Source organism: Paenibacillus sp. H1-7, from assembly GCF_022354825.1.
GTDB lineage: Bacteria > Bacillota > Bacilli > Paenibacillales > NBRC-103111 > Paenibacillus_S.
The window spans coordinates 3859065-3872077 of the sequence record NZ_CP031168.1; the positions used below are offsets into that span (position 1 = coordinate 3859065).

Here is a 13013-nt window from a genome sequence, read left to right on the forward strand (position 1 = left end):
TTGAGGGCAGAAAGGCAGGAGGAACCCATGGCTGTACATCAATTTAATCCAAATGGTTACTTCAATACGATAGGCGGGCATCAGCCCGTACTCCATATTAGCGATGGAGATACGGTGATTACGACTACCGTCGATGCCAGAGGCTGGGATCAAAGAGGGGAAAGTGCCGCGCTACGGGGGAATCCGATGACCGGTCCCTTTTATGTGGAAGGTGCGATGCCCGGAGATACGCTGGAGGTTCGGCTCGAGTCGATGACGCCTAACCGGGAGTGGGGCTGGACCTCCAATGTATTGGCTCCCCATGTCGTTGACCCCGGCACGGCGCTGCCGCCGTCGGAAATCGTGCGGTGGACCGTGGACGTCGGTCAAGGTGTCGCCGCTTTGGAGCAGCCGAGCCCCGGATTAGCGAATTTGAAATTGCCGTTGCGTCCTTTTCTCGGCTGCTTCGGTGTTGCCCCTTCGAGAGGCCAGGCTATTTCTACGGCGACTAGCGGTGAATATGGCGGAAATATGGATTATAAAGGATTTACAGCCGGTGTTTCCGCCTATTTTCCGGTATTTGCGGAAGGGGCGCTTTTCCACCTGGGTGATGGTCATGCCCTTCAAGGGGATGGGGAAATCGCGGGAACCGGAGTGGAAATCAGCTTGGATGTCCGTTTTTCCGTCAAGCTGCATAAAGGGAAAACCATCCGATGGCCTAGAGGGGAGTCGGGTACGCACTGGTTTTGCATCGGCAATGCCCGGCCGTTGGACCAGGCGCTTCAGCATGCAACGACAGAGATGCTCTCGCTGCTTCGCGACAATTACGGCTTAAGCGATACGGAAGCGAGTCTTCTCTTGGGCCAAGCGGTCGAGTATGAAGTGGCCAATGTGTTCAATCCGGCATACAGTGTCGTCTGTAAAATGCCGAAAGCAGTCTTGTCTATGCTGTAGTTCCGGGGCTGCAGCTCCAAGGCCGTATCCAGAAGCAGGATGCTTCGGACATTGGAGCTGGGGCAGTCTGGTTGCCGTCATTGATTGGGTTAAGATACACCATTGTCGATGACGGATATTCCCCAAACCGCTCTGCCTTAATAGTTAGGCAGCCTAACTTTTCCCGAATCTATAATTGGATGCGCTTACAATACGGTTCCGGATTCATCATTTTCACCAGACAGGAGAATGATCATGACGAAGAAGAGCTACTTCGTAAAATTATTGGCCTTCAACATTGCATTGGTCATCATTTCCGTATCCTTCCTCGGGTATATCGCTTATTGGAAAACATCCGGAGCGCTGAACGAGAAGATCCAAACCGTTAACACACAGCTGTTGACCCAAACGCAGCTCCAATTGGAAAATTCACTGCAGTCCATTGAAGCGGCTATCGTTCAATTATCTTTATCGCCGAGCTTCACCGCTATTTTGGAGGACGATTTAACCGGAATTAGCTACGATAATTATTTGAAGGTCAGGAGCATGGTGCTCGAGATCAGCTCCCTATACCTGCACGATTCCATTATTAATAACATCGAAGTCATTAACTTGGACAAGGGCTGGGTGCTTCGCAACGGCGGGGTTGTCGCACTGACCGAGGCGTATAACGGTGAAGAAATAGAGAGGCTGAGGCAATCCGTCACCGGCTCGACATGGACGAAGCTGAATGCCGATTATTTTCAATACATATTGAAGGTTCCTTTTCCGACATTTCAGCAATTCACAGGCATGATTCGAACGAAGGTGTCGAGCCACGATATCAATCAAGAGCTGATGGCCAGTAAAGAATTGGGGGAAATGACGCTGATCGACGCGAACGGCCAGATGATCCGCGGCTTGACTCAGTATAAGCTGGTACAAGCGGATGTCGACGCGTTGATTGACCAGATTCATTCAAGAATACAGCAATCCCCGCAGGGCACGTTCCTCACCAAGCTGGGGAAAACCGATTATTCGATCATTTACATGCAATCCGCCAAATACAAGTGGACCTATGTATCCATCGTATCCACTTTGGAGGCAAGGCGAGATTCCCGGTTTATCGGTATGTTTATTTTTGTTACCGGGTTTCTTGTGATTAGCGTGTTTTTTGTGTTTTCTTTATTCGGATCGAAAAGGCTGTATTCGCCGATTAAGCGGCTGTATCAGCTTGTGGCCTTGCATTCCAACGAGAAAACGGTGCAGCAAAGCAATGAGCTAGACTTCATGAACAGCAGGCTGCAGCTGTTTTTTCAAGATAGCCGCAAGCTGCAAGGGCAGCTCAGCATTCAGTCGCAGCAGCTGAACGATTTTTTTGCCTTCAAGCTGTTCCAAGGGGAGGTCAAGCAGCACGAGATCGATAAGAAATGGGGCCATCCCGCTCCATGGAGCCAGTTCGGCGTCCTGGTCATCCAAATCGATACGCTGGAAGGAACGGTGTATAAAGAGGCCGATAAAGATCTGCTGCTGTTTGCCGTGAAAAACATGGGGGCAGAGGTTGCCGACGAAGACTTGGTGCAGGAACCTGTTATTATTCATAATATGGCCGTCATTCTAATAGGAGTGAACCATCGCAGCGAAGAGGCGCTGCGCGAAGACATTTACTTGCTGTCGCGCTCCATTCAACAGGCGATCAAGCAATATTTGCGTCTGCAAATCAGCATCGGCATCAGTCTGCCCTTCACCAAATCGGTACATGCCGGGGATGCATTCCATGAAGCGGCGGATGCGCTCAAGTCGCGGATAACCTATGGGCGGGAGGCGATACTCTTCGCTGCTGAAGCCGATGCGGCCGAAACGGCGAAGGCGAAATACCCGACGCACCTCGTGAAGGAATTAACCGAAGCTGCCAAATTCGGCGACATGAACCAGTCCAGGCAATGCCTCCATGCTTTTATCATGGAAATTTTCTCGGGCCAGCACGATTACCGGAATGGCACGATGTTTATTTTTCTGCTGATTATCGATTTGATCAAAATCTCCCATCACTCCGAGGAAAGGTTCCTCAAGCTGCTGAAAGACAAGCCGATCTTTAACCAGCTGGATCAATTGCTGCAGACGTCCGCTCAAGAGACGGAAGAGTGGTTATACCGTCAGATTGTAGAGCCGATCATCGAAGAAATGATGACGCGCAGCGAGACACAGCAAAGAAATATTACGAAAATGCTCATTCAAATGATCCACGACGAGTACGATTCGGATCTGACACTGGAAGGCTGCGCATCCCGCCTGCATTACAACCCGAACTATTTGGGCCAAATGTTCAAGAGGGAGACGGGCAGCAGCTTCAGCGATTATTTATCCCACCACCGACTGACCATTTCCAAGAAGCTCCTCGTCGAAACCGATGACCTTGTGCAGGATATCGCGGAGAAGCTCCGGTTCAGCAACTCGCAAAATTTTATTCGTTCCTTTCGTAAGCTGGAAGGGATGACGCCCAAGCAATATAGGGAGCTTGCGGCCAAACGCTGATGGAGAGCCGATAATCCCTGCACGACTGTACTAAGGATTATCGATAGTTCAGCCGAAAATGGTGATCTTTAGAGTAGTGCGGAACGGATTATTTACTATCGGGGACCGGTCTTGGTATGTTACGGAAGGAGACCGGACAGAAGGGGGATACGAAAATGAATACGCTTGCAAAAGAGGCCCGGGAAAAGCCTGTTTCAGCGAGTGTAAGGACCAACGGGAAAATGGACCGATTCGTAAAAGAGCTGATCAGAGACCGCTGGCTTTACCTTATGCTGCTTCCGGGCGTGCTGTATTTTCTTGTTTTCCGCTATTTACCTATGTGGGGGCTAGTCATTGCGTTTCAAAATTACATGCCGTTCCTCGGGATTATGAAAAGCGAGTGGGTCGGCTTTTACCACTTCAAGTATTTATTTACTGGCCCAGATTTCTGGATGCTGCTTCGCAATACGGTTGTTTTGGCCGTGTACAACATTTTCTTCTTTTTCCCGCTGCCGATCATCGTGGCGCTTATGCTTAACGAGCTAAGACACGAGTGGTTTAAAAAAGTCGTCGTTTCGCTCATCTACGTTCCGCACTTTTTATCGTGGGTTATCGTCGTCTCTTTCTTTTATATTTTCTTCACGATTAAAGACGGCATTGTAAATGAGCTGATTCAAACGTTCGGCTTTGACAAAATCCATTTTCTTGACAGTGCGGCCTGGTTCCGGACGATGGTGACATTGGAAGTGATCTGGAAGGAAACCGGCTGGGGAACGATCATCTTTATGGCGGCGCTGGCCGGCGTCAATCCGCAATTGTACGAGGCGGCCAGGATGGACGGGGCGAACCGTCTGCAGCAGCTGTATCATATTACGCTGCCTTCGATTCGAAGCACCATCGTCATCCTGCTGATTTTGCGTTTGGGATCGTTCCTGGATACCGGGTTCGAGCAAATCTTCCTTATGCTGAATGCGCTGAACCGCGAGGTCGGCGAAGTATTCGACACGTATGTATACACCGTTGGGATTCAAGGCGGCCAGTTCAGCTTCAGTGCGGCGGTAGGCATGTTCAAATCGGTCGTCGGGCTGCTGCTCGTATTAATTACGAACCGGTTGGCGAAGAGGTTCGGCGAGGAAGGGATTTACTAACCGGAAACAGGGGAAAGGAGAGAAGGCAATGCATGCTCAACGTTCCTGGGGCGGACTGTTATTCGACGTCCTCAATTATGTCCTATTGTTCCTTATGGCTTTCGTTACGGTTATTCCGTTCCTGCTTAACGTGACCGGTTCGTTCGCGTCGCCGGCGGAGGCGCTGCAAAAAAACTTCATTCTCATTCCGGAGCAATTCTCGCTAGAAGCGTATCGCTATATATTCAGCACGAACATCATCCCGCGCTCGCTGCTAGTGACGATCTTTATTACGATCGCAGGTACGGCCCTCAATATCGTGCTCACTTCCTTGATGGCTTTCCCGCTGGCTGCGAAGCGCCTTCGCTTCCGACGTCCGGTTATGCTGATGGTCATCTTCTCCATGCTGTTCAGCGGCGGGATGATTCCGACCTACCTGGTGATCAAGAGTCTCGGGCTCTTGAATTCGTATGGTGCACTGTTATTTCCAAGTGCGATCAGCGCATTTTACTTGATTATATTGAAAAACTTTTTCATGCAGCTGCCGGATGAGCTGGAGGATTCGGCCCGGATCGACGGGTGCAACGACCTGCAAACGTTGTTTCGTATCGTCATTCCGTTATCGATGCCGGCTCTGGCGACGCTGACGCTCTTTTATGCTGTCGGCCATTGGAATACGTTCTTCAATGCGCTGCTGTATATTAACGACTCCGCCAAATTTCCTATTCAGGTGTGGCTGCGCACCATCGTCATTTTGTCGCAAACGGGGATCGGCGATTCGGCCAATTCCTTCGAAGGCGCGATCCCTCCGGGCAAGACGATTCAGATGAGCGTGATCGTCGTATCTACGCTTCCGATTCTGATTGTGTATCCTTTTCTGCAAAAGCATTTTGCCAAAGGCGTGCTGCTCGGGTCGGTTAAAGAATAGGTGTCAGCTCGTTAGAGAGCTCATCATACAGCTACAAATAAAATGGAGGGTTGATTTTATGAAAAGAGGCAGGTTGAACAAGTCGGCAGCATCGCTAGCATTGTTCACGGTTTTCATCTCAGCCTTGACGGCTTGCAGCAGTAATTCGCCGGCGCCAACAGCTACGAATCCAGCGGATTCCGGCCCGACGACCATTAAAATGATGAGCCAGTACGAGAGCGCGGAGCCGCCGACGGCGGATAATCCCGTGGTCAAGCATATCGAGCAGGTAACCAACACCAAATTGGACATTACGTGGGTCTTGAACTCCAACTACACGGATAAATTAAATGTGACGATGGCCTCGGGAGATTTGCCTCAAGCGATGCTTGTTGTCAATCCGCAGGATACGGTTATTGTCAGCGCCGCACAAAACGGATTTTTCTGGGACGTGGAGCCTTTCCTGAAAGACTATCCCAATCTGAGCAAGCTGGATAAGAATACGCTGAACAATACCCGGATCAACGGAAAAATATACGGGCTCTACCGCGGACGGTACCCGGAAAGAATCGTACTGTATTTCCGTAAGGACTGGCTCGATAATGTGGGCATCAAGGAGCCGCCAAAAACTGTGGACGAATACTATCAGGTGCTTAAGGCGTTTACGTATAACGATCCGGATAAGGACGGGAAGCAAAACACGTGGGGCATTACCGAGAACAAGGATCTTGGCACGTACACGTTCCCGCTTCTGTTCGGCGCTCCAAACGGCTGGGGCTATGCGAACAACCAGATGGTTCCCGATTTCATGACCAAAGAATATATGGATTATTTGAAATTTATGAAAAAGCTGTACGACGAGAAAATATTGAATCAGGATTTCGCCACAGTGCCTAGCGCGAATGTGTCGGACGACTGGAGCAAGGGGAAAATCGGCATTCGGGGCAATATTGCCGAGAATTACCGTGGCGACTCCTTCTCCTATCTGGGCAAAACGCTGCCTGGAGCCGATGTCCACATCATCCCGGCATTGGTCTCGACGACCGGACAGAAGCGCGTCCATACTAGCAGCGGCTACAACGGCATGTATATGTTCCCGAAATCCAGCGTGAAAACCGAAGCCGACCTGAGGAAGATTCTCAGCTTCTTTGACAAAATGGCGGACGACAAATTAATCAAAACCGTCATGCTCGGCGTCGATGGGGTTCATTACAAAGAGGAGAACGGCGTGACCAAAATTTTGGATGATACGAAATACAACAAAGAAGTGGTGCCCGTAGTCCATTTGGCTATGCGTCTGGATCTCATAAACAACGGCACGACGCTCGCGAAGGAAGCCGAGTCCGCATTGAAGGAAATCAAGCAGTATGGGGTTGCGGACGCCACCTTCGGACTCATCTTGAGCGATGACGGCAAGAAAAAGCTGTCGACCAACAAAAAAATAATCGATGACGCCAAAATCAAATTCATCATGGGCGTGATCGATGAAGCCGGCTACAACAAGGAGATCGACCGTTGGAAGCAGCTTGGCGGCAATGATGTCATTAAGGAATATACCGAGCTGTATAGCAAAAATAAAAAATAATCTTCTACATGCAGCATAGAAGTAGGGGCGGATCAGGACGAAGGTTCTGGTCCGCTCTTATGGAAAGCGATGGATAATATATATGGGAGCGTGATTCAGGATGGACTACAAAGAGCTTGTATCGCACGGAGATTTGCATTACAGCCACAATGTCAAACGAAGCGAAGGCGGCTTGCCAATCGGCAATGGCGTCATGGGAAGTCTGCTGTGGACATCGCCTTCCGCCGTCAAATTTCAGGTCAATCGGGTGGACGTATATGCTAACGACCGCTCCACGAACAGCTTCAATCAAAGACACATGGATTACGGCTACGCATGCGGCTTTGTGGATATCGATTTCGTCGATTATGGCGAGGATGTGTTCCAGGACGGCACGATCCGCCAGCACTTGAGCTTATATGATGCGCTTGCCACGATTCAGGGGAACGGTGTGAGGCTGGAGGCGTTTGCGTACGATTACAGCGATGTGTTCGCCATTAAGGTGGCGGATGAGAGAGACAAGCCGCAAGGAATTAACATTAAGCTGAAAATGCTTCGCCCGGCCGAGGTTCAGACGAAGAGCCATTTGGCCGTTTCCACACTTAGCATGAGGAACGGCATCATGCTGCTGAAGCAGGAATTCACAGAAGGCGATTATTACTGCTCGTCCGTTGTAGCGGTGGGCATCTCCGGACGTGATGGCGTCATCCGGATGAACGACGAGGCAGGCGGCCGCGAGCCGGTATGCGATTTCCGGGCAAGCAGGGTGCTGGGACAGCCGAATGAAACGGAAATGCGCTTGTGCGTCAGTCCGGCATCGGGAAGCTTTGAGATCCTGGTCGCCAGCGCAGCGACTTTTGATAGGAACGAGGACATTTCGGCTGCAGCGGTGAAACAGCTGGAAGCCGCACGTGCTGCAGGCTACGAGCAGATGCTGCAGGAACACAGGTCCTGGTGGAACGAGTTCTGGACCAAGTCTTACATTCGGTTAAGCAGCGAAGACGGCAGCGCCGAATTGGTGGAGAAGCATTATACCTATTATGTGTATCTGATGGCGTCGAACTCCCGCAGAGGAAACTATGCGCCGAATTTCGGCGGCATGCTGCTAAGTCCGCGCGGCGATCTCCGCCATTGGGGCGCTATGCAGTGGTGGAGCAACCTGAGGCTGTACTACAACGCGATTCTCGCGACGGGTCATTATGAGCTCATGCAGCCTTATTTCAGCATGTACTCGGGGATGTACGATTCCTGTGCCCGAGCAGCGGAGCAGCAGTGGGGGAGTAAGGGGATCTACATCCCGGAGACGGTATGGTTTAACGGAGTAGACGAGCTGCCTGAGGATATTGCAGCGGAGATGAGAGAGCTGTACCTGCTGCAAAAGCCTTGGGAGGAACGCTCGGAGAAGTTCAAACGATACGCCCACAAGAAGCACCCGCACGAAAGCCGCTGGAATTGGAAGGGGCATGAGCAGTGGATCGACGGTGAGCTGGTGTACACGGACAAGAGCTGGGGGCCCTTTGGTTCTACATCCCATATGTTCGGCAATATTGCGGGCATCGCTTATCATTATTGGAATTATTATGAATTCACTCGGGACGTGGAATGGCTGAGAGACCGGGCTTACCCGATGATCAAAGGGGCGGCGGAGTTTTTGCGCAATTATCCCTCAATGCGGAAGGACGACGACGGCAAGTACCATATGTACAACACCATCAGCGGGGAAAAATATATCGGCGGCAAAGATACGATCCAGGTGATGTCTTCGCTGTACGGGATTATGCCTGTGCTGCTCAAGGCAGCGGACCTTCTTGGCGAGGACGCCGATATGATCCCGGTATGGGAGGAGTTTTACCGCAATTTGGCTCCCATTCCGAAAAGCGATCATCCCGAAGCCGTATTCAAGACCGGGGAGAATGAGCCTGCGATCTGGGTTGGAGCTATCGGTAAGGTGCTGGACGAGAGAAGAGATTTTGCGACGGAGCCGATGCGGTATTTTCATCTGTGTTCCTTGGAGACGGCCTATGATCAACCGGACTGGTTTGAGACCGGGGCCGCAACCCTTGCTTTTCAGGAAACCCAGCTGGGAGGAGATTGGGGCAGGGCGGCGACGGAGATGTCGTCCGTTGCGTCCATGCTGGCGGGCATGGGCCATGCCGAAGGCTTTAAGCAAGCGGTGCTGGCACAGCTGGAGTGCATTAACGCAGACCGGGAATATTGCTATTATCAGGACACCGGGCGAATCAAGTTTTACGATAACCGGTTGACCGTCCGGGAAGGAGTCAATGCGATCAGCGCGCAGCGGTTGGGCAACGTAGCGAGCGGATTACAGTATGCCGTCTGTCAGAGCCAGCCTGGCGGTCCGGGCAAAGAGTCCGTCATCCACGTGTTCCCTGCGTGTCCGAAGGATTGGGACGCGGAATTCTCTCTCTGGTGCCAGGGCGGCTTCAGGGTGACATCGGCGATTCGTCAAGGGGTGATCGATTCGATCCGCATCGTGTCCACGCTTGGCGGCACTTGCAGATTCCGTAATCCATGGGGCGATACGGGAATCTCCGTAGTGCAAGAGGAGCGGGAGGCAATCACGCTTCAAGGCTCTATGCTTGCTTTTGAAACTAGTCCGGGTACCGTCTATACGATTACGAGAACACAATAGGGAATGCAATAATATCAGGTGATAACAAGATAATTTGACTAATGCCGCTGAAATTAGCGGCTTTTTGTTTTGGATAACGGAACATCTGGCTGGCGCCATGCGTCTAATGAAATGACAGAAATTTGCAAAAAAGTCGGGAGGTCTCATGATTTGCTCTACACATAAACAAACGGACTCCGTACGTCGATGTCCTAATTGTCGCCGATACTTATGCAGAAGCTGTATAGAAGTAGGGCATTGTAAAGAGTGCGGTTGGAATTTATCTGTTCCTACCAAGTCATCCTTGATGAAATATACATTGTTTTGGATGTCCTTAGTTACCGTATGGGTTGCATTAATAGGGTTCGGTTACGAATATCTGACACAGTATTGGTATAACGGACCGATTTATTTCTTAGCACTAACGGCTTCCATTCTGCCGGTTTATATTGTTCTCTATCGTTCATTCAAGCACTACATGGAAGCAGGCTGGTTAAACAAAATCCACATGATTTGGTTCTTTATTATGATTGCTTTTACAGTGGTGCTATTCAAGTGGGTTGTAATCCCGCTAAGTGATATCGATATTGATTGATACTCTACTAAACTCAATATTTACGATAAAAATGATTTGAAAAGGTGATACCTATTTTGTCAAAATATCTAAAGCTACTCCTATGGAGCTTCCTTGCGGTTTTCGTAATCATTACAGTTGGACTGATCGTTGTTGGGATCATGTCCGTCAATACGTCGGCCACTAATGATATTTATTTGATTCCCGAGGGATTCGAGGGAAAGATCCAGGTGACCTACAATGTGCAGGGAGCTCCTTTGCTTGCCAAAGAAGGAAAATATGATGTCATTCCTATTCGCAGCGATGGAACCTATGACACCTCCAAGCCGGATATGGAATATGGAACGGTTACCGATCAGTATTACTATGTTACCGCCGACGGGAGGAGAACGGCCATCGATACAAGCTGTGTTTATGTTGGGGGAAATGGTGCTACGGAATCAGGGGGAGTGACCATTAGGTATAATTACTTGAAAATAACGCGCACGAAGTGCGGGGAACATTTTCGTGCATGGGGAGAGTAGGCAGGATTGAATCTAACACGGACTATGAAAGGTAAGCATCTCCTGTTTCTTCTTATCCTTATACTAGCGGCTTCCGGGTGTTCCAGACAAAGTGAGGATACGGATATTACGAAGGTTATCGATTCGTTGTTCACGGCAATGCAAACAGAGAGTAAGCTGCCATTATTAGGATTGGCTGAAACCAATTCCCCTGCTTTTAAAGTGTTTTCGGAGGAAAATCTCTACATTGGCACATTAATTAATAGAGAAGTCAAGTCGATGCAAGTGAATCGGAATCATGCGGTAGTGAAGGTAAGCTTTCAATATAATGACGGGTTTCATTCTTTGGATAACGGCAATCGTGATCAGAACGAAGATATCATTGTCACATTGGATATGAAAAATAAGGAATGGAAGATTTCGAATATCCAAAAAGAATAGACGGGAAAAAGTTAAGACATGATGCCATAAACAATCGATATTAACACCTATATATTACGTGCAGGAATGATATAATTCGGGCAATTACAAGTTTCTAAGAGCGGGGGGTCATTCAAGTTGAACACGTTTAACGTAACAAGCTTTGGTGCGGCAGCAGACGGGCAAACGAACGATACGCTCGCGATTCAGGCGGCTATTGATGAAGCTGGACGGTCCGGAGGGGCCGTTCTTGTTCCTGCGGGAATTTATCGGATCGGAACGATTGTATTGCGAAGCGGGATACGGCTTCATCTGGATGCGGGTGCTGTGCTGGTTGGAAGCATCGATATTGCCGATTATCGTGACGATATCGGCTGCTTTATTGACGGCGTAGGACAAAAGAGAGGGATCAGCCTGATTTATGCAGAGGAAGCGGAACGGATTTCCATTACGGGGGAAGGGACTATAGACGGGCAAGGAGAGTACTTCCGCAAGGATCGCGGCTACACGGGAGTGAGGCCTTTTCTTGTTCGATTTGTCCGCTGTCAGGGGATCGAAATGCAAGGTGTCACGTTAAAAGATTCCGCTGCATGGGTTTCTCATTATCACGAATGCAGCGAGGTGGACATTACAGGTGTAACTATCCGCAGCCGGGTCAATTCCAATAATGACGGCATCGACATCGACAGCTGCTCCCATGTCCGTATTCACGATTGTGACATCGATACCGGGGACGATGCGATTGTGCTCAAAAGCACAACAGTGGCTTCCTGTGAATATATCGCCATTCGCCACTGTAAGCTCAGAAGCAACTGGGCAGGCATCAAGTTCGGAACGGAGTCGTTGGGCGGATTCCGCCATGTTACCGTTGCTGACTGCTACATTTATGATACTAACGGATGCGGTATCAAGCTGTTGACCGTGGATGGCGCCCATCTGGAGCATGTCGAGCTCAGCGATATAACCATGGAGCAGGTGAGCGGACCTATCTTTCTTCGTCTCGGGAGCCGACTGAGAACCTATATGGAAGGTCAGCAGAGTAAATCGGCGGGGGTGCTGCGCAATATCGTATTCCGGAACATCAAAGCCAACGTAAAGGAGCTGCCTGATCGAAAAAGCTCCGTGTGCATATCCGGTATCCCGGGCTACCCGGTAGAGAACATCGTCTTCGACAATGTCGACATTACCTTTCCCGGAGGGACGACGGAGGAGAACGATTATCACGCCATTCCGGAGCTGGAGACGGCTTATCCGGAATATTACATGTTCGGTACTGCTCCGGCGTACGGGATGTTTTTGCGGCATGTAAAGGGTATTACTCTTAAGCAGGTAACGCTTAAGACCATGCAGCCGGATCTTCGGCCGGAGATGGTCCTCGTAGATGTCACGGGAATGCAGCAATAGCTGCTGAATCCGCTTGATTCGCAGCACCATGAAGGAATATGATACAATCGGATCTAAAGAACGCTGTGGGGGATTGTAGCATGAGATCAGTCGATCAAATTAAACGAATGATAATACAACTGGAGCAAATGGCGCAAAGATTGGATTCCACCCGCGATGAACAGGAAATAAAAGAAATCAGGGGTAAAATTGAAATGCTGGAGTGGGTACTGGATGCACCGGCAGGTAAGTACCATGCCTGATGAATAAATCTATGAGGATTGTAAAGGAGCTAAGCAGGCGCAAGCCGCTTGGCTCCTTTTTTCGCGCTCCTCAAGGAGGGTTCATTATTTCATTCCCAATATATTCCTGTTAAACACAAATTTACAATTCTTTTATTTCTATCTTACATACCAGTTTACATTTGGATGCTAGTCTTTAAGAGGCTGTCCGTTACTTTTACTATAAGGGGGATTAGAAGGCTTTATCCGTACATAC

At 49.8% G+C, this 13013-nt stretch carries 10 protein-coding genes; all 10 read left to right on the forward strand.

Annotated elements, in window-relative coordinates; translation table 11 throughout:
- Positions 1-27: 27 nt before the first annotated feature.
- The 10 genes from DVH26_RS17130 to DVH26_RS17175 all read left to right on the forward strand — a co-directional run bounded on the left by DVH26_RS17130 (position 28) and on the right by DVH26_RS17175 (position 12778).
- A complete protein-coding gene (locus DVH26_RS17130; protein ID WP_239634979.1) occupies positions 28-933 on the forward strand; it encodes an acetamidase/formamidase family protein in 906 nt (301 codons plus the stop codon).
- Positions 934-1167: 234 nt separating this feature from the next.
- Positions 1168-3426 (forward strand): helix-turn-helix transcriptional regulator, encoded by a 2259-nt coding sequence (locus tag DVH26_RS17135; protein ID WP_239634980.1) that lies wholly within the window; start codon positions 1168-1170, stop codon positions 3424-3426.
- A 155-nt stretch (positions 3427-3581) separates the two neighbouring features.
- Positions 3582-4553 (forward strand): ABC transporter permease, encoded by a 972-nt coding sequence (locus DVH26_RS17140; RefSeq protein WP_481857595.1) that lies wholly within the window; start codon positions 3582-3584, stop codon positions 4551-4553.
- Between the two features lie 28 nt (positions 4554-4581).
- Complete coding sequence (locus DVH26_RS17145; RefSeq protein WP_239634981.1) at positions 4582-5460, forward strand: carbohydrate ABC transporter permease; 879 nt, start codon at positions 4582-4584, stop codon at positions 5458-5460.
- Between the two features lie 58 nt (positions 5461-5518).
- Positions 5519-7024: an extracellular solute-binding protein gene (locus tag DVH26_RS17150; RefSeq protein WP_239634982.1), complete on the forward strand. Its 1506-nt coding sequence runs from the start codon at positions 5519-5521 to the stop codon at positions 7022-7024.
- A 100-nt stretch (positions 7025-7124) separates the two neighbouring features.
- Positions 7125-9656, forward strand: a complete 2532-nt coding sequence (locus tag DVH26_RS17155) for a glycosyl hydrolase family 95 catalytic domain-containing protein (RefSeq protein ID WP_239634983.1) — start codon at positions 7125-7127, stop codon at positions 9654-9656.
- Between the two features lie 630 nt (positions 9657-10286).
- Entirely contained in the window at positions 10287-10733 is a 447-nt protein-coding gene (locus DVH26_RS17160) for a DUF6843 domain-containing protein (protein ID WP_239634984.1), read from the forward strand.
- A 258-nt stretch (positions 10734-10991) separates the two neighbouring features.
- Entirely contained in the window at positions 10992-11153 is a 162-nt protein-coding gene (locus tag DVH26_RS17165; RefSeq protein WP_239634985.1) for a hypothetical protein, read from the forward strand.
- 117 nt (positions 11154-11270) lie between these two features.
- Positions 11271-12536, forward strand: coding sequence for a glycoside hydrolase family 28 protein (locus DVH26_RS17170; protein ID WP_239634986.1), 1266 nt, complete (start codon positions 11271-11273; stop codon positions 12534-12536).
- A gap of 80 nt (positions 12537-12616) precedes the next feature.
- Positions 12617-12778 carry a hypothetical protein gene (locus tag DVH26_RS17175; protein ID WP_239634987.1) on the forward strand — a complete coding sequence of 54 codons (162 nt, stop codon included), beginning with the start codon at positions 12617-12619 and terminating at the stop codon, positions 12776-12778.
- Positions 12779-13013 lie beyond the last annotated feature (235 nt).